This window comes from Streptomyces sp. NPDC001617 (assembly GCF_053596855.1).
In genome coordinates this window covers 1-17,395 of the sequence record NZ_JBSFHA010000141.1, presented here as the reverse complement: position 1 = coordinate 17,395, position 17,395 = coordinate 1, and the positions used below count along the sequence as shown (strand labels likewise).

The following is a 17,395-nucleotide window of genomic DNA, read 5'->3' as shown; positions in this document are numbered from 1 at the left end:
GGGGGGACCCTGTGGGAGAGTAGGACGCCGCCGAACAATCTTTGCGAAAACCCCCGGCCGGGGATACCGGTTCGGGGGTTTTCTGCGTTTCAGGGTCGATTAGGCTCGTACTCATGCGCCATGACCTCGTCATCTTCGACAACGACGGTGTCCTCGTCGACAGTGAGCCCATCTCCAACCGGCTCCTGGCTGCCTACCTCACCGAGCTGGGGCATCCGACGTCGTACGAGGACTCGATCCGGGACTACATGGGGTCCGCGATGCACCGGGTCCATGAGCTCGTCCTGGAGCGGACCGGGCAGCGGCTGCCGGCGGACTTCGACGATGTCTTCCACGCGCGTGTGTTCGCCGCGTTCGAGCGGGAGTTGAAGCCCGTGGCCGGGGCCACCGACGTGCTGGAGAGGCTGGCGGCGGACGGGGTGCCGTACTGTGTGGCCTCCTCCGGGAGCCATGAGCGGATTCGGGTGGGGCATCGGACGACCGGGCTGGACCGGTGGTTCGACGAGTCCCGGGTGTTCAGTTCGCAGGATGTGGGGCGGGGAAAGCCGGCGCCGGACCTGTTCCTGTACGCGGCCGAGCGGATGGGCGTCGCGCCGGAGCGCTGTGTGGTCATAGAGGACTCGCCGCTGGGCGTGCAGGCGGCTGTCGCGGCCGGGATGGACGTCTACGGGTTCACGGCCATGACGCCTGCTGAGCGGCTTGCCGGGGCCACTCAACTCTTCTCCTCCATGGGGGAGTTGTCAGGGCTGCTGCACTGACATTTGTCATGCGGAGCTCCGGACGATCGTTTCTACTGGCGACCCCGTGCCGGAGGCGAAGCTAAGGGCATGACGACGAACTCGGTTCCTCAGGGTCAGACCACCAGCCAGAGCCCCCTCTCCAGCCTCAAGCCGCTGCTCGTGGACGTGGCGGTGCCGATCGGGTCGTACTACCTGCTCAAGGGCGCCTTCGGGATGAGCACCTTCGCGGCGCTCGCCTGGAGCAGCGTGGTGCCGGCGTTGCGGACCGTGTGGAGCACGGTCAAGGAGCGGCAGACCAACGGGCTCGCCGCCCTGATCCTCGTGGTGAACGTCGTCGGGCTGGCCCTGAGCTTCGTCTCCGGTGACCCGCGGCTGATGCTCGCCAAGGACGGCGCGGTCAGCAGCACCGTCGGGATCGGGATCCTGGTGTCGGTGGCGCTCGGGAAGCCGATGATGACCGCCGGTGTGAAGCCCTTCCTGGTCAAGGGGGATGCCGCCAAGGCCGGCGCGTGGGATCGGCTGGCGGACGGGACCGCTGCGCGGTCGGCGGCCTTCCGGCGGTACGAGCGGATCAACTCCGTCGTGTGGGGTGTGGCGCTGCTCGCTGAGTGCGTCGCGCGGGTTGTGGGGGCGTACACCATCCCCGTGGACACGATGGTGTGGCTCGGCACCGTCTTCCTGATCGGGGCGATCGTGCTCGCCATGGTGGTCAGCGGTGGGCTTGCCACCGAGCCCATGGAGCAGCTGGTCCGCGACGAGGCCAAGGCCGGTGCCGAGGCCGCCCGGGCCGAGCTCGCTCTCGCCTAGTAAGCGCTCACGTAAGACGTCACGTAAGACCGCTCAGCAAGACCGCTCAGTAAGACCGAAGGTAAAGCTGAAGGAAATTCATCTTTGGCTGGATCTACCCACAGGTAGCCAGGGGCCCTACGCTCGCCGCCATGACAGATGTGCTGCGGCGCGGTAGGGCCTCCTTGGCGTTCAGTTTCCTCGTTCAGGGCGCCACCTTCGCCCTCCTGGTGACCCGTATCCCGGCCATCCAGGACCGGTACGGCGTCTCCGACGCGCTCCTGCCCGCCTTCCTGGCCGCCGTGCCCATCCTGGCCGGCGTCGGCAGTGTGACGACCGAGCAGTTGGTGAAGCGAATACGGCCCAGTCTGCTGCTGCGCTGCCTCCAGCCCGTGGTGATGCTGGCACTGGTCGGCGTCGGGTCGGGCGACCAGCTGGTCGAACTGGGCATCGCGCTCGCCGCGTTCGGGCTCGCCGTGGGCGGGCTGGACGCCTCGATGAACATGCTGGGGGTGAGCCTCCAGCGGGAGTACGGGCGCAGCATCATGCTCAGCTTCCATGCCGCGTTCAGCCTGGGCGGCATTGTCGGGGCCTCGCTGGCCTGGGTGGGGGCGCACTGGCATCTCGCGCTGTGGGTGCTGTACCTGCCGGTCGTGGCGGTCCTGCTGCCGGCCGTGCTGGTGGGAAGCCGCTGGTATGTCGACGGGGACGCCTCCACCGCCGTAGCGGAGAAGGAGGGTGCCGGGGGGCAGGGCGTCGTCTTCAAGCTGCTGCTGCCGCTCTGCCTCGTCATGACCTTCGCCTACATCGGCGACTCGACCGTCTCCAACTGGAGCGCCAAGTATCTGAAGGACGTGCTGGGGAGCTCCGAGCAGCTGTCCACCGTGCCGTACAACGTGTACATGGTGACCACGCTGATCGGGCGGTCGCTGGGGGACTCGGGTGTACGGCGGTTCGGGGCCGCCACGGTCGTGCGGCTGGGGGCGCTGGTGGCGGCGCTCGGGTTCGCGGTGGTGGCCGTGGCGCCAGGGGCCTGGGTCGGGATGCTGGGGTTCACGCTGCTGGGGCTCGGGCTGTGTGTGCTGGTGCCGCAGACCTTCGCGGCAGCCGGGCGGTTGTTCCCGAACGCCTCCGACGCCGCCGTCGCTCGGCTGAACGTCTTCAACTACGTGGGGTTCCTGATCGGGTCGCCGCTCGTCGGCGCGCTGGGCGACACCTGGAGCTATCGCGGGGCCATGCTCGTCCCGATGGTGTTGGTGCTGGTGACCCTGGTGTACGCCCGCTCGTTCGCGCCTCCGTCGGACCGATACGGTGGCGGGCATGAGCGGCCGCGCACAGCTGATGTGGGACGAGGCAGTAACGGGCTATGACTTCGGTCCGGACCATCCGATGGATCCGGTCCGGCTCGCGCTGACCCGGCATCTTGTCGATGCCTTCGGGCTGGACAAGGACGTCGAGGTGGTGGCGGCGAAGCCCGCCGGGGAGTCGACGCTGCGGCTGGTCCACCGGGAGGACTACATCGAGGCCGTGAAGGCGGCCTCGGCGGATCCGGAGGCGGCCCGGGGGGCGTACGGGATCGGGACGATGGACGATCCCGCCTTCGCCGGGATGCATGACGTGTCCGCGATGATCGCGGGGCAGTCGGTGGGGGCCGCGGAGGCCGTGTGGCGCGGAGAGGCGCTGCACGCCGTGAACTTCGCCGGCGGGCTGCACCACGCGATGCCGGGGGGCGCGTCCGGGTTCTGCATCTACAACGACGCCTCGCTGGCGATCGCCCGGCTGCTGGAGCTGGGGGCCGAGCGGGTCGCGTACATCGATGTGGACGTCCATCACGGGGACGGCGTGCAGGCCGCCTTCTGGGAAGATCCGCGTGTCCTGACCATCTCGCTGCACGAGCATCCGCGGACGCTGTTCCCGCAGACCGGCTGGCCGGAGGAGACCGGGGCGGATGCGGCCGAGGGATCGGCCGTGAATGTCGCGCTGCCCGCCGGGACCGGGGACGCGGGGTGGCTGCGGGCCTTCCATGCCGTCGTGCCGGAACTCATCGCCGATTTCCGGCCGCAGGTGCTGGTGACCCAGCACGGCGCCGACACGCACTTCGAGGACCCGCTCGCGCACCTCGCGGTGTCGCTGGATGCCCAGCGGGCCGTGCAGGTCGCCTGCCATGAGCTCGCGCACGAGTACGCCGACGGGCGGTGGATCGCGCTGGGCGGCGGCGGATATGCGGTGGTCGAGGTCGTGCCGCGGTCGTGGACGCATCTCGTGGCCATCGCCGCGGGACGGGAGATCGAGCCGGAGGCGGTGATCCCGGAGGGCTGGCGGCAGGAAGTCTTCGCGCGGACACGGCAGTTGGCGCCGGCCCGGATGACGGACGGGCGGTGGCCCGTGTCCTACGCCGAGTGGGAGGCGGGGTACGACCCCGCGGACCGGCTGGACCAGGCGGTGCTGGCGACTCGACGGGCGGTGTTCCCGCTGCGGGGGCTGCTGGCCTGACCGGGAGGCGACGGTGACCGCACGCACCTTGCCGGCGTCCTTGTTACGCCAACTGTGCGGTGTTTGCCCGTTCGTGTGGCCGCGCCCAGCACGGTCCGCCACCATCGCAGACGTGTTGAGCACCGGAGCCCTGCGCGCCCATCTGCTGGCCGCCCGTCTCGCCGGGCCGGTCGCCACCTCCCGTGAGGAGAGCCTCCGGAGCTACCGGCTCTTCGCCGCTCGCGACCCCCGCGTGCTGATCGGACTCGATCCCGAATGGACATGGAATGAGCGGGATCTGATCAAATTAATGGCCGATAAGTGCGGAGTTTCGTCCGATCCGCACCATGTATCCGGTCATGATGTGATCGATCCGGAGCGGACGTTGACCGCTCTGGACGCCTTCGCCGAGCGGCTCGCCGCTGCGGCCCAGCGCAGCGCACCTGTGCTCCTGGGGACCGGCCATCCGCACCGTCTGCTCGGGTTCTACGCCGCGCTTGCGGACGCGCTGTCGGCGGCGGGATGTACCGTCCTCACTCCCGCGCATGGTCGCTGTGTCGACATAGTGACCCGGTTCGGTCTACGCACGTACAACCTTGACTACGTACAAGGAGTCGCCCTCGTCCGTGAACCAGGGACGCCGAGCCCCGGTTGTGCGACCGGCGTACACACGCATTCACCGCTCCCGGTTCGCTTTGCGCTGGCCGCGGCCGTGGAGGCCGGCGGGCCGCTGCCCGAGCTTGTCGTCGGAGACCACGGATGGGTCTGCGGAGCAGGTCAGCTGGGGTTTGAGGCCATTGGTCTGGCGGATACTGATGACCCCGCGCTCTTTGTGGGGGAGGCTGAGGGGGTCGTGTCCGTAGTCGTTCCACTTGATGACGCTGTGCGGTCTGATTACTACCGGCCGCTTACCCGCTACGTACTCAATCGAGCGTGTCTGTCACAGTAGGCCGCCGATGGGTGCACCTCTTCCCCACTCGCATCACCCGCCCCTACATTGGGGAGTGAGCACGCAGCGACGAAGAGTCACCGGAAGGGGAAGCCGGTGACCGTCGAGTGCGGAAGGTTCAGGTGTGTCATGGCTGCTGAGCAGAGGCCTCTGAGCGAGGTTCAGTTCCTTACCGTGGCGGAGGTCGCCTCGGTGATGCGAGTGTCGAAGATGACCGTGTACCGGTTGGTGCACAGCGGTCATCTGCCCGCGATCAGGGTGGGGCGGTCCTTCCGCGTCCCCGAGAACGCGGTTCACGAGTACCTCCGCGAGAGCTATGTGGGGGTGGAAACCGCCTGACGACGGTGGTCCGGGGGGATCCTCAGGGCACTTCGGGATCTCCCTTGACCTCTCGATTACGACCTCAGCGCTCGGACGGGTAGGCTGGCCCCTTGTAGGTCGTATGGGCCCCGGCGCCCAGCACCGAGTGATGAGAAGTGAGCGAGGGTAGTCGTGGGCTCTGTTATCAAGAAGCGGCGCAAGCGGATGGCTAAGAAGAAGCACCGCAAGCTGCTCAAGCGCACGCGCGTTCAGCGTCGTAACAAGAAGTAAGGCGACGCGGCGAAAGCAAGCGTGTTTTGTGGCCCCCCACCGCTGCGGTGGGGGGCCACACGCATTCAGGGGTCGGTTCACGGGAACTCCGCGAGCCTACGCACTGTTTCACATGGCTTGGTCTGATCGTACGTCTGTGCATGTCGTCACTTCGTGCATTGGGTGGTCATCACAGCGCAACATCGACCCGCTAAGTTGGCCACACACGGGGAACACGGCAGGCTACGACTGTTCGGACCGTCTCGAAGGAAGGCGTTGATCTTGGGCAAGGTCGTGCTCGTGACCGGAGTGGCCCGCAGGCTGGGGGGCCGGTTCGTACGACGGATCCAGCGTGACCCGCAGGTGGACCGGGTCATCGGCGTGGACGCGATCCCTCCCGAGCACCATCTCGGAGGCGCGGAGTTCATCCAGGCCGACATCCGGCAGCCGACCATCGCGCGGGTACTCGCCGAGACGGGCGCCGACACGGTCGTACACCTGGATGTGACGGCTATGGCGCTCGGCAGCGGCAGCCGGACCACGGTCAAGGAGACCAACGTCATCGGCACCATGCAGCTGCTCGGTGCCTGTCAGAAGTCGCCGACGGTCAAGCGGCTGGTGGTGAAGTCCAGCACGAACGTCTACGGCTCCGCGCCGCGCGATCCCGGCGTCTTCACCGAGACGACCCCGCCCAAGTCCCTGCCCTCCGGCGGCTTCGCCAAGGACACGGTCGAGGTCGAGGGCTATGTACGGGGCTTCGCGCGCCGGCGGCCCGATGTGGCCGTCTGTGTGCTGCGGTTCGCCAACATCCTGGGGCCCGCCGCCGACACCCCGCTCGCCTCGTACTTCGCGCTGCCCGTCCTGCCGACCGTGTTCGGCTACGACCCGCGGCTGCAGTTCGTGCACGAGGACGACGTGATGGAGGTGCTGCGGATCGCCTCGCACGAACCGGAGCGGGGCACCCTCAACAGCGGCACCTTCAACATCGCCGGCGACGGCGTCCTGCTGCTGTCGCAGTGCTCGCGGCGGCTCGGCAAGCCGACCGTGCCCCTGCTGCTGCCGGCCGTCAACTGGGCCGGCTCGCTGGTGCGCACGCTGGGCGTGACCGACTTCTCGCCCGAGCAGATCCGGCTGCTGACCCACGGTCGGGTCGTGGCGACCCAGCAGATGCGCGAGACGCTCGGGTTCCGGCCCAAGTACACGACGGCCGAGACCTTCGCGGACTTCGCCCGCAGTCACGGCCCCGGACTGCTGCCGCCGGAGGCCCTCGCGGGGGCCGTGGACCGGATCGCCGCACTGCCCGCCCTGGGCGGTGGCCACCCCCCGACGCAGAGCGCCAACTGAGGAGCGCATCAACGATGGCGGATGCCAAGGTCATTCCGTTCGACGACGACCGGTCCCGCGGGAGCGCCGTACCTCGGCCGCCGCGGCGCCGTGGCGCGGGGAGCCGACGCAAGACCACCACCGAACCCGCGCTGGTCGGCGACGTACAGCCCCTGCCCAGCAGGGCGCCCGCGCAGGATGATGTTCCCGTGACGCGTGAGGAACAGCAGCCCGAGAGGCCGCACGACGAGGGCGGCCTGGAGCGGCGCATCGCGCACGGGCTGGACTTCCTGCGCCGCCGGCTCACCGGTGACTACGAGGTCGACGACTTCGGTTACGACGAGGAGCTGACCGACCAGGTTCTGATGTCGCTGCTGCGGCCGGTGTACGAGAAGTACTTCCGGGTCGAGGTGAAGGGCATCGAGAACATCCCGAGCGAGGGCGGCGCGCTGATCGTCTCCAACCACTCGGGGACGCTGCCGATGGACGGCCTGATGATGCAGGTCGCCGTCCACGACAACCACCCGGCCGGCCGCCATCTCCGTCTCCTCGCCGCCGACCTGGTCTTCATGCTGCCGGTCGTCAACGAACTGGCCCGCAAGCTCGGGCACACCCTGGCCTGCGCGGAGGACGCCGAACGCCTCCTCGGCCAGGGAGAGTTGGTCGGGGTCATGCCGGAGGGCTTCAAGGGCATCGGCAAGCCGTTCTCCGAGCGCTACAAGCTCCAGCGCTTCGGCCGCGGCGGCTTCGTCTCCACGGCCCTGCGCAAGGGCACCCCGATCATCCCGTGCTCGATCGTGGGTGCGGAGGAGATCTACCCGATGATCGGCAACGCGAAGACCCTCGCCCGGGTCCTGGGCTTCCCGTACTTCCCCCTCACGCCCACCTTCCCGTGGCTGGGCCCCCTGGGCGCGATCCCGCTCCCCACCAAGTGGACGATCCAGTTCGGCGAACCCATCCTCACGGACGGCTACCCCCCGGAGGCCGCCGAGGACCCGATGCTGATGTTCAACCTGACGGATCAGGTCAGGGAACAGATCCAGCACACGCTGTACAAGCTGTTGGTGCAGCGGCGGTCGGTGTTCTTCTGAGTTCGTGGATACGACGGTGGGGGCGCCCTTCTCAGAAGGGCGCCCCCACCGTCGTACCGCCGCCTTACGAGCTCGAGTTCCCGTCGATGCCGAGGCCCGGCAGGAGGCCCGGGAGCAGGGGCGGGATGGTGACGTCCGGGTTGGCGGACGGGGAGCTGCTCGTGGACGGAGAGGCGGTGCCGCTCGTCTTGGGTGGATCGAGCAGGCCGCCGGTGTTGCCGCCGAGCAGCCCGTCGTTGCCGGTGGACGCCGACTTGCTGGGGTCGGCGGAGTGGCCGCCCTCGGAGGTGCCGTCGCCCGTGCCGGGGTGTGTCGTGCCGCGGTCGGAGCCGGAGGTGCCGGTCGACGCCGTGCCCGAACCGTGCCTGCCGGAGCCGCCGCCCGGGGTGGGAGGCTGCTGGGGCAGCAGGGACTGCAGCGGGGCGACCTCTTGGTCTATGGCGTCGAAGACCGACGAGACCTCCTGGCTGACGTCCCCGAGCTGGAGCGGGAGCCTGTCGCGCAGGGCGCCCCAGGCCTCGCGGTGCGAGCGGGAGAAGGCGGAGAGGGCCTGGATGGGGCCCAGGGAGTTCGGGTCCCGCTCGTACGCCTCGTGCAGCAGGCGGTGGCCCTCGGAGGCGTCGTGCGTCACGCCCGACAGCGTGCGACGGATCTCGCCGACCGACTCGTGGTCGAGGTGACCGCCGCGGCCGCGCTCCATCAGCCGACGGGCCTCGTTGAGCCGGGTCGAGGCGAGATCCAGATAGGCCTGGCCCTGCTGGTCGGCGCCCTCGGTGAGGTAGTTGAGCTTGAAGTCCTCGATGCCGCGCTTGAGGCCGTAGAGCGAGTCACCGGGCAGCGCGTCCGAGCTGGCAGCGGCGACTCCGCCGAAGGCTCCCGCCGCGACGCCGACGCTCAGCCCGCCCGCGGCGAGGCCCTTGGTCAGCCGGGAACGCGGTCGCAGCTTGCCCAGCGGGCTCGCCCGATGCGTGCCCCGGGCACGGTGGGAGCGCTGCTCCGGTACCGAAGGGTCCGCCGCCTCGCCACCAGCGCCCTCCCGCAGCATGGCCTCGAACGCGGCCACGAGCTGGGCCCGCTGGACGACCTTGACCTCGGGGTCCAGCTCCGGCTTGGGCAGCGCGTCGAGGCCGACCGCGAGGGCCAACAGCTCGGTCTGCCCGGTCCGTTCCGCACTGGGCGGTGCCGGTGGGGATCCTTCGGACCGCTCAGCCGCCGTGTCCCGGTCGGGCTGCTCGTCCAGGGCCTGGGCGAAGGCGTTCGCCCGCCGGTGCGCCGATACGTTCGCGATCACTGGCGGCACCTCCTCTCGTCATGACGGTCGACTCCCCAGGGGGTCCTGAGGGTTGCACGCTCTGGACACATCCACACGATCGAGTGATCGGAGACGGCCAGGGAGTGACCACAGGGAGCCTGCATCCCGCACAACGAGTGGCGTGGCACTTGGGTTACGGACGACGGATGATCGGATCGGGAAGTCAACGGACTTTCACTGACGGTGAGTTGGGCATCGCGGAGCGTGTGCTGTCCCGGCTGCTGTCCCGGCTGTCGTCCTGACGGTCGGCTCAGCGGGCGTCGTCCGGCAGGAGGCGGGCGAGGGTGCGGACGGCCCGGTACTGGAGCGTCTTGATGGCGCCCTCGTTCTTGCCCATCACGCGCGCGGTCTCGGCGACGGACAGCCCCTGCAGGAAGCGCAGGGTCACGCACTCCTGCTGCTGGGGGTTGAGCCGGCGTACGGCGTCCAGCAGCGCGGCGTTCGACAGGGACTCCAGGACGGAGTCCTCCGGGGAGCGCTCGACCTCGTTGGCGTCGAGCATCTCGCCGGTGGTCACTTCCAGTCGGAAACGGCTCGACTTGAAGTGGTCGGCGACCAGATTGCGCGCGATCGTGACCAGCCAGGCGCCGAAGTCGCGGCCCTGCCAGGTGAACGTGCCGATGCGGCGCAGGGCGCGCAGGAACGTCTCGCTGGTGAGGTCCTCGGCGGTGGCCTTTCCGCCGACGCGGTAATAGATGTACCGGTAGACGGTGTCGCTGTACTGGTCGTAGAGGCGTCCGAAGGCGTCGGCCTCGCCGGCCTGGGCGCGCTCGACCAGGTCCATCATCCGGGCGCTGTCGCTGTCGGCGGCGGGGCGGCGGGTGGTGGGGGCGCCGGTGGTGCGACCCCGTCTGCCGACGGCGGCGCTGCCCTCGGCAAGGGCGTAGCACGGGCCGGCGGGGGCGGCTGTTGCTACGGCGAGGACGGGGACGGCGTACGCGGTGGGGACGAAGCCGCGCAACAGGTCTTGGACCGTTGCGCGCAGCGTAGCCAGGCCCGAGGCGTCAACCCCGACGTGTGGGTACACGGGACTCCCAGAGGCAGAGCTTCCATCACGTGCAGTACGGAACCATTCACCCGTCGTAGCGACGGAAGGGTGCCGGATTGCGTCTGAGGAGAATAACGCTTCGTACAGGCGCTGCTACACCGAGTTGCTCAAAACTTCGATTACGTCGCTTCTGTAACCGAATGAGGCAGCGTGAACTGCCGGAGGGTGACCGGTTGTTGATCAGATGGGATCGAGTTTCGGTCGGGTCCGGGGCGTGTTGTGGCTGTGCGCCGACAAGAGGGCAGCACGAAGAGTGACAGGGGCGAGTGGGGGACTTCTTGGATTTCGGGCGCGGGTCGGCTACCGGCGGCGGCGATGCAGTGCGATCGCGGCCGCAGTGCCTCCGGCTACCGCGCCCACTCCCGCTGCCGCCGGGATGCCGACCTTCGCGGCCTTCCTGCCCGTTCGGTAGTCCCGGAGGCGCCAGTCCAGTTGCCTCGCGTGCTTGCGGAGCTTGGAGTCCGGGTTGATGGCGTAGGGGTGGCCCACCAGGGACAGCATGGGGATGTCGTTGTGGCTGTCGCTGTAGGCGGCGCAGCGGGTGAGGTCGAGGCCCTCGGCTGCGGCCAGGGCTCGGACCGCCTCTGCTTTCGCGGGGCCGTGCAGGGGTTCGCCGACGAGCTTGCCCGTGTAGACGCCGTCCACCGATTCGGCGACCGTGCCGAGGGCGCCGGTGAGACCGAGGCGGCGGGCGATCACCTGGGCGATCTCCACCGGGGCCGCTGTGACCAGCCACACCTTCTGGCCCGCGTCCAGGTGAGCCTGGGCCAGGGCTCGGGTGCCGGGCCAGATGCGCTCGGCCATGTACTCGTCGTAGATCTCCTCGCCGATCGACTGCAGTTCGGCGACGCGGTGGCCCTGGACGATGGAGAGGGCCGAGTCGCGGGCCTCCTGCATGTGTTCGGGGTCCTCGACGCCGGCGAGGCGGAACCACGCCTGCTGCCAGGCGAACTTGGCGAGGTCGCGGGTCTCGAAGAACTTCCGCTTGTACAGGCCTCGGCCGAAGTGGAAGAGGGCAGCGCCCTGCATCACGGTGTTGTCGAGGTCGAAGAAGGCGGCAGCCTTGTCGTCACCGAGCACCGGGAACTCCGGTTCCTCCTGGGGGACGTCCTGCGACGACTTGCGCGCTGCCTCCGCCGAGGCCTCGCCTGCCAACACGCTTCGCGCCGTGGCGGAGCGCCTACGGGGAGTGAGCCATCCAAGAGCGGCCATGACCGTGAGCATAGCCATTTTGTTCGGTGGCTTCGGAGTCGAGAGGTTTGGAGGCTGTGAACTCTCCGCGACTGTGTCGTTAAACAAGCGGGACAATGGCCGACATGGCTCCCATCTTCCGGCGCAAGCCCGCCCCGTATGAGCGATTGGTCACTCTTGTCGGCAAACCCGACTGTCATCTGTGCGAGGACGCACGGGTGGTGGTGGAGAAGGTCTGCGGTGAACTCGGCGTCCCCTGGGAGGAAAAGGACATCACCCAGGACAAGGCGCTCCACGACGCGTACTGGGAGCAGATCCCGGTGGTGCTCGTCGACGGCCGGCAACACACCTTCTGGCGGGTGGACGAGGGTCGCCTCCGCAAAGAACTGACCGAGTAGTACAAGGCCGTACGGAACGTCGCTTAGGATCGGAGGCGGTCTGGTCTTGGGGGGCGGGATTCACGAGGAGTGTGTCGGTTTTGCCCTCTGGGATACGCCTGAGACGCGTGTGCGTGACCCCGGTCACGTTGGCCGGGCAAATCGGACACCATCTTTGTGCACGCGTTCACAAAGACATAGCCTGCTGTCGACGGGGCGGTCTGGGTACGTGTGACCGCCTGCAGCCCCGCTCTACCCGCAGGAGCACCGTGGCAACTGGCCGAACTCACCGACCGGCGACCCGTAGCCGAGGGATTCCCGAGGCCACCGTCGCCAGGCTTCCGCTGTACCTACGAGCCCTGACCGCACTGTCGGAGCGCTCGGTACCCACGGTTTCCTCCGAGGAACTCGCGGCCGCCGCGGGGGTCAACTCCGCGAAGCTGCGCAAGGACTTCTCGTATCTGGGGTCGTACGGCACCCGCGGCGTGGGATACGACGTCGAGTATCTCGTCTACCAGATCTCCCGTGAGCTCGGGCTCACCCAGGACTGGCCGGTCGTCATCGTCGGTATCGGCAACCTCGGCGCGGCGCTGGCCAATTACGGCGGGTTCGCCTCACGTGGCTTCCGGGTCGCGGCTCTCATCGACGCCGATCCGGCGATGGCCGGCAAGCCGGTCGCGGGCATCCCTGTGCAGCACACCGACGACCTCGAGAAGATCATCGAGGACAACGGCGTGAGCATTGGCGTGATCGCGACCCCCGCCGGAGCCGCCCAGCAGGTCTGCGACCGGCTCGTCGCCGCCGGGGTCACCTCCATCCTGAACTTCGCGCCGACCGTGCTGACCGTCCCGGACGGCGTCGACGTACGCAAGGTCGACCTCTCCATCGAGCTGCAGATCCTCGCCTTCCACGAGCAGCGCAAGGCCGGTGAGGAGAGCGCCGCCGGGACCGACGGTTCCGGGCCGGTCGCCGCCACGCGCAAGGAGTCCGCCGAGCAGGGGCCCGACGGGGACGTACCCGCCGTGATGCCGGCATGAGTCTCCTCGTCGTCGGGCTGAGCCATCGCAGCGCGCCGGTCAGTGTCCTGGAGCGGGCCACATTGAGCGTGGACGCGCAGGTCAAGCTGTTGCAGGACACGGTCGCCGCGGAGCCGGCCGCGGAGGCCGCGGTGCTGGCCACCTGCAACCGCATCGAGCTGTACGCCGACGTGGACAAGTTCCACGCGGGTGTCGCCGAGCTGTCCACGCTGCTGGCCCAGCACAGCGGGGTGGGGCTGGACGAGCTCACGCCGTATCTGTACGTCCACTACGAGGACCGGGCGGTTCACCACCTGTTCTCGGTGGCGTGCGGGCTCGACTCGATGGTCGTCGGGGAAGGGCAGATCCTCGGGCAGATCAAGGACTCGCTGGCCAAGGCGCAGGAGCTGCACACGGCCGGGCGGCTGCTCAACGACCTCTTCCAGCAGGCTCTGCGGGTCGGCAAGCGCGCGCACTCCGAGACCGGGATCGACCGGGCCGGGCAGTCGCTGGTCACCTTCGGGTTGGAGCAGCTGGCTGCGGGGGCCGACGTCCGGTCGTGGGCCGACGGGAAGAAGGCGCTGGTCATCGGGGCCGGGTCGATGTCCTCGCTGGCCGCGGCGACGCTGGCGCGGGCCGGGGTGGGCGAGGTGGTGATCGCCAACCGGACGGCTGATCGGGCCGAGCGGCTCGCCGCCCTGCTCGGAGAGCAGTACGGACACAACCTGACGGACGGTGACGACCCGGACGTGGTGGCCCGCGCGATACCGATGGATGCGGTGCCGGGCGAGCTGACACGTGCCGATGTCGTGGTGTCTTGTACGGGTGCGACGGGGCTTGTCCTGACGGCTGGGGCTGTGGCCACGGCGGTGCGGGGCCGTGTGGCCGAGGGCTCGCCGGACGTTGGTGCCGGCCGGGGCCGGGACGCGCGACCCGGCGCCGGCGGGGTGCCGCCCGTCCTCGGGTCGGCAGCCGCCCCGGGCGGCACGAACGCCCGCGGCTCGGAGACCGGTCCCGGCGCTGAGGAGAACTGTCCCCTCGACCTGCCCGCCCTCTCCTCGGCCCCCGGTTTCTCCGTGCTCGGTGAAGCCGCTGTGGCCGGGATGGCCGCCTCCGAGCTTGAGCAGCATGCCGCCTGGGTGGACAACGCGCCCGGGCCGCAGACCTCCGGTCCGGCCACCCTCCTCGACCCCGCCGCCGAAGCCGACGTCATCGCCGCGCTCGCCGCGAGTGTCGCCACTGTCGGGCGGATTCCTGAGCGTCGTAAGCCCGAACCCGTCGTCGAGCCTCCGCGGCCCGCGCCCGTGCTCTTCCTGCTCGACCTCGCCATGCCCCGTGACATCGACGCGGCCGTGCATCGGATCGCCGGGGTGCGGCTGGTGGACATCGAGTCGCTCGCCGAGGCATCCGCGGACGCTCCGATGGCCGCCGACGTCGACCAGGTGCGGCGGATCGTGGCCGATGAGGTCGCTGCTTTCGGGGCGGCGCTGCGGACCGCGCACATCACGCCGACCGTCGTGGCCCTGCGGACCATGGCCGCCGATGTCGTGTCCCAAGAGATCGCGCGGCTGGAGGGGCGGCTGCCCGGCCTCGACGACAAGCACCGCGCCGAGATCGCACAGACCGTGAAGCGGGTCGTGGACAAGTTGCTGCACGCCCCGACCGTGCGGGTCAAGCAGCTGGCCGCCGAGCCGGGTGGGGCGGGGTACGCCGATGCCCTGCGGACCCTGTTCGACCTCGACCAGGAGGCGGTCGACGCCGTCTCCCGGGCCGATCGCGCCGACGACGAATCTGAGAACAGCAAGAACCGAGGGCCAGCATGAGTAGCAAGGCACTGAGGCTCGGGACCAGGCGAAGCAGACTCGCCATGGCCCAGTCCGGGCAAGTCGCGGACGCCGTGAGCCAGGTGACCGGACGGCCCGTCGAGCTCGTCGAGATCACCACCTACGGCGACACGTCCCGTGAGCACCTCGCGCAGATCGGCGGCACGGGTGTCTTCGTGACCGCGCTGCGGGACGCGCTGCTGCGGGGTGAGGTCGACTTCGCGGTTCATTCGCTCAAGGACCTGCCCACCGCGCAGCCCGAGGACCTGGCGCTGGCCGCCATACCGGAGCGCGAGGACCCGAGGGACGTCATCGTCGCCCGGGACGCGCTGAAGTTCACCGACCTGCCCCGCGGGGCGCGCATCGGGACCGGTTCGCCCCGGCGGATGGCCCAGTTGAACGCGTATGCGCGCGGCCATGGGCTGGACATCGAGACCGTGCCGATCCGGGGGAACGTCGACACCCGGATCGGGTATGTGCGGGAGGGCGAGCTCGACGCGGTCGTCCTCGCCGCCGCCGGCCTCAGCCGCCTCGGGCGGATCGACGACGTGACCGACTTCCTGTCGGTCGACACCGTTTTGCCCGCCCCCGGCCAGGGGGCACTGGCGATCGAGTGTGCCGCGGACAACGCGGACCTGATCGCGGCGCTCGGGGAACTCGACGACCCGTTCACACGGGCCGCCGTGACCGCCGAGCGGTCACTGCTCGCCGCCCTGGAGGCCGGTTGCAGCGCCCCTGTGGGCGCGCTGGCCGACCTTCTGGCCGACGGGCAGATTGTCAAGGAAATGCGCCTGCGCGGGATAGTCGGCACGACCGACGGTTCGCGTACGGTGCAGCTGTCCACCACCGGTCCCGTGCCCGAGACATACGACCAGGCGATGGCGCTCGGTCGCGAACTCGCTGCCGAGATGCTTGCCCAGGGCGCGGCCGGTCTGATGGGGGAGCGAGCACATTGAGCCCCACCACCCTTCCCACCGGCCTCGATCACGGGCACGTCACCTTCCTGGGTGCCGGACCCGGGGATCCGGGACTGCTGACTCTGCGCGCCGTGGAGGCGCTGGCGAACGCGGACGTCCTCGTCGCCGAGCACGACGTGCTCGACGTGGTGCGTCAGCACGCCAGACTGGGCGTCGCCGAGGTGCACACGGACGGGGGTCCTTCGTCGGACCCGCTTCCGGGCACGGGCGCACCTCAGCTGGCGGTTGTTGACGGCGCGTCAACAACCGCTGGGGTCCCCGCGGTACGGGATGCCGCACATCTTGTCATGGAGGCCGCGCGGGGCGGCAGGCGGGTCGTCCGTGCGGTGTCCGGGGACCCCGGGCTCGACGCGTACGCCGCCGAGGAGATGCTCGCCTGCGCTCGCGCCGGTGTGCCTTTCGAAGTCGTGCCGGGTGTCGCCGCGGCCGTGGGCGTGCCCGCGTACGCCGGTGTGCCGCTGCGGGACGCGCAGGGCGCGGACGTGCGGTTCGTGGACGCGCGGACGGCTTCGGACCGCTGCTGGACGGAGGTGGGTGTGTCGGACGGGACCGTGGTCGTCTCCACGACGCTCGACTCCGTGGGCGCGGCCGCGGGCGAACTGGTGTCCGCCGGGCGCAAGCCCGACACGCCGATCACCGTCACCGTGGCCGGCACGACCACGCGTCAGCGCACCTGGACCGCGACCCTCGGGACCATCGCCCAGACGCTGAAGCAGGCCAAGGTGCTGCCCTCGCCCGAGGGCGGTCGGCCGGTGATAGTCGTGGTCGGTGAGCGTTCGGCCGCCGCCCAGCGCGACCAGCTGTCGTGGTTCGAGTCCAAGCCGCTGTTCGGCTGGAAGGTGCTCGTGCCGCGTACGAAGGAGCAGGCGGTGTCGCTCTCCGACCAGCTGCGGTCCTACGGGGCCGTGCCGCACGAGGTCCCGACGATCGCCGTCGAGCCGCCGCGGACGCCCCAGCAGATGGAACGTGCCGTCAAGGGGCTGGTGACCGGGCGGTACGAGTGGATCGCCTTCACGTCGGTCAACGCGGTGAAGGCGGTTCGGGAGAAGTTCGAGGAGTACGGGCTCGACGCGCGTGCTTTCGCGGGGATCAAGGTCGCCGCGGTCGGAGAACAGACGGCGAAGGCGCTGGTCGCCTTTGGTGTGAAGCCGGATCTGGTGCCGAGCGGGGAGCAGTCGGCCGCGGGGCTGTTGGAGGACTGGCCGCCTTACGACCCCGTCTTCGATCCGATCGACCGGGTGTTCCTGCCCCGTGCGGACATCGCCACCGAGACCCTGGTCGCCGGACTGATCGAGCTGGGCTGGGAGGTCGACGACGTCACGGCTTATCGGACGGTCCGCGCCTCGCCGCCGCCGGCGGAGACCCGTGAGGCGATCAAGGGCGGTGGCTTCGACGCGGTGCTGTTCACCTCGTCCTCGACGGTCCGCAACCTGGTGGGGATCGCGGGGAAGCCGCACAACGTGACGGTGATCGCGTGTATCGGTCCGGCGACGGCCAAGACGGCCGAGGAGCATGGGCTGCGGGTCGATGTCATGGCTCCGGAGCCGTCGGTGCAGAAGCTGGCGGAGGCGTTGGCGGACTTCGGGCTGAAGCGGCGCGCTGCCGCTGTGGAGGCGGGGGACGCGGTGACGCGGCCGAGTGAGCGGAGGCCGGGGGCTCGGCGTCGTCGTACGACCTGAGGCGGGTGGGGGTGCGCGTCCCTGGGGGCGGCGCCCCCAGG

At 69.6% G+C, this 17,395-nt stretch carries 17 protein-coding genes; 14 read left to right on the top strand and 3 right to left on the bottom strand.

Annotation, left to right across the window (positions count from 1 at the left end):
- Nucleotides 1–113 precede the first annotated feature (113 nt).
- The 9 genes from ACWC09_RS50420 (at nucleotide 114) to ACWC09_RS50380 (ending at nucleotide 7,931) form a co-directional block, all read left to right on the top strand.
- Nucleotides 114–758: an HAD family hydrolase gene (locus ACWC09_RS50420; protein ID WP_450858797.1), complete on the top strand. Its 645-nt coding sequence runs from the start codon at nucleotides 114–116 to the stop codon at nucleotides 756–758.
- Nucleotides 759–827: 69 nt separating this feature from the next.
- The gene (locus tag ACWC09_RS50415; protein ID WP_450858795.1) at nucleotides 828–1,547 is read left to right on the top strand and encodes a VC0807 family protein; all 720 of its coding nucleotides are present in this window, start codon (nucleotides 828–830) and stop codon (nucleotides 1,545–1,547) included.
- A gap of 131 nt (nucleotides 1,548–1,678) precedes the next feature.
- Nucleotides 1,679–2,896, top strand: a complete 1,218-nt coding sequence (locus ACWC09_RS50410; protein ID WP_450858793.1) for an MFS transporter — start codon at nucleotides 1,679–1,681, stop codon at nucleotides 2,894–2,896.
- Nucleotides 2,847–4,019 (top strand): acetoin utilization protein AcuC, encoded by a 1,173-nt coding sequence (locus ACWC09_RS50405; protein WP_450858791.1) that lies wholly within the window; start codon nucleotides 2,847–2,849, stop codon nucleotides 4,017–4,019. Before ACWC09_RS50410 ends, ACWC09_RS50405 begins: the two co-directional genes overlap by 50 nt.
- 112 nt (nucleotides 4,020–4,131) lie before the next feature.
- Nucleotides 4,132–4,947 (top strand): phosphatase, encoded by an 816-nt coding sequence (locus ACWC09_RS50400; protein ID WP_450858789.1) that lies wholly within the window; start codon nucleotides 4,132–4,134, stop codon nucleotides 4,945–4,947.
- A gap of 129 nt (nucleotides 4,948–5,076) precedes the next feature.
- Nucleotides 5,077–5,286, top strand: coding sequence for a helix-turn-helix domain-containing protein (locus tag ACWC09_RS50395; RefSeq protein WP_016437488.1), 210 nt, complete (start codon nucleotides 5,077–5,079; stop codon nucleotides 5,284–5,286).
- Between the two features lie 153 nt (nucleotides 5,287–5,439).
- The gene (locus ACWC09_RS50390) at nucleotides 5,440–5,538 is read left to right on the top strand and encodes a 30S ribosomal protein bS22 (RefSeq protein WP_003948845.1); all 99 of its coding nucleotides are present in this window, start codon (nucleotides 5,440–5,442) and stop codon (nucleotides 5,536–5,538) included.
- Nucleotides 5,539–5,799: 261 nt separating this feature from the next.
- Nucleotides 5,800–6,861, top strand: coding sequence for an NAD-dependent epimerase/dehydratase family protein (locus ACWC09_RS50385; RefSeq protein ID WP_450858787.1), 1,062 nt, complete (start codon nucleotides 5,800–5,802; stop codon nucleotides 6,859–6,861).
- Nucleotides 6,862–6,875: 14 nt separating this feature from the next.
- Nucleotides 6,876–7,931 carry a lysophospholipid acyltransferase family protein gene (locus ACWC09_RS50380; protein WP_450858785.1) on the top strand — a complete coding sequence of 352 codons (1,056 nt, stop codon included), beginning with the start codon at nucleotides 6,876–6,878 and terminating at the stop codon, nucleotides 7,929–7,931.
- A gap of 64 nt (nucleotides 7,932–7,995) precedes the next feature.
- Here the strand turns inward: ACWC09_RS50380 and ACWC09_RS50375 are convergent, their stop codons facing one another.
- From ACWC09_RS50375 to ACWC09_RS50365, 3 genes are all read right to left on the bottom strand, one after another.
- The gene (locus ACWC09_RS50375; RefSeq protein ID WP_450858783.1) at nucleotides 7,996–9,222 is read right to left on the bottom strand and encodes a DUF5667 domain-containing protein; all 1,227 of its coding nucleotides are present in this window, start codon (nucleotides 9,220–9,222) and stop codon (nucleotides 7,996–7,998) included.
- Nucleotides 9,223–9,493: 271 nt separating this feature from the next.
- The gene (locus ACWC09_RS50370) at nucleotides 9,494–10,270 is read right to left on the bottom strand and encodes an ECF subfamily RNA polymerase sigma factor, BldN family (RefSeq protein ID WP_450858781.1); all 777 of its coding nucleotides are present in this window, start codon (nucleotides 10,268–10,270) and stop codon (nucleotides 9,494–9,496) included.
- A 321-nt stretch (nucleotides 10,271–10,591) separates the two neighbouring features.
- Nucleotides 10,592–11,503, bottom strand: coding sequence for an HAD family hydrolase (locus ACWC09_RS50365; RefSeq protein ID WP_450858779.1), 912 nt, complete (start codon nucleotides 11,501–11,503; stop codon nucleotides 10,592–10,594).
- A 95-nt stretch (nucleotides 11,504–11,598) separates the two neighbouring features.
- Here ACWC09_RS50365 and ACWC09_RS50360 point away from each other — a divergent pair, with 95 nt between their 5' ends.
- The 5 genes from ACWC09_RS50360 (at nucleotide 11,599) to ACWC09_RS50340 (ending at nucleotide 17,354) form a co-directional block, all read left to right on the top strand.
- Nucleotides 11,599–11,880 carry a glutaredoxin family protein gene (locus ACWC09_RS50360; protein WP_450858778.1) on the top strand — a complete coding sequence of 94 codons (282 nt, stop codon included), beginning with the start codon at nucleotides 11,599–11,601 and terminating at the stop codon, nucleotides 11,878–11,880.
- A gap of 248 nt (nucleotides 11,881–12,128) precedes the next feature.
- Nucleotides 12,129–12,896, top strand: coding sequence for a redox-sensing transcriptional repressor Rex (locus ACWC09_RS50355; protein WP_450858776.1), 768 nt, complete (start codon nucleotides 12,129–12,131; stop codon nucleotides 12,894–12,896).
- Complete coding sequence (locus tag ACWC09_RS50350) at nucleotides 12,893–14,698, top strand: glutamyl-tRNA reductase (protein WP_450858774.1); 1,806 nt, start codon at nucleotides 12,893–12,895, stop codon at nucleotides 14,696–14,698. Before ACWC09_RS50355 ends, ACWC09_RS50350 begins: the two co-directional genes overlap by 4 nt.
- Nucleotides 14,695–15,654: a hydroxymethylbilane synthase gene (hemC, locus tag ACWC09_RS50345; protein WP_450858772.1), complete on the top strand. Its 960-nt coding sequence runs from the start codon at nucleotides 14,695–14,697 to the stop codon at nucleotides 15,652–15,654. The genes ACWC09_RS50350 and hemC overlap by 4 nt, the downstream gene beginning before the upstream one ends.
- Nucleotides 15,651–17,354 carry a uroporphyrinogen-III synthase gene (locus ACWC09_RS50340; protein ID WP_450858770.1) on the top strand — a complete coding sequence of 568 codons (1,704 nt, stop codon included), beginning with the start codon at nucleotides 15,651–15,653 and terminating at the stop codon, nucleotides 17,352–17,354. Before hemC ends, ACWC09_RS50340 begins: the two co-directional genes overlap by 4 nt.
- The last annotated feature ends 41 nt before the right edge of the window (nucleotides 17,355–17,395 follow it).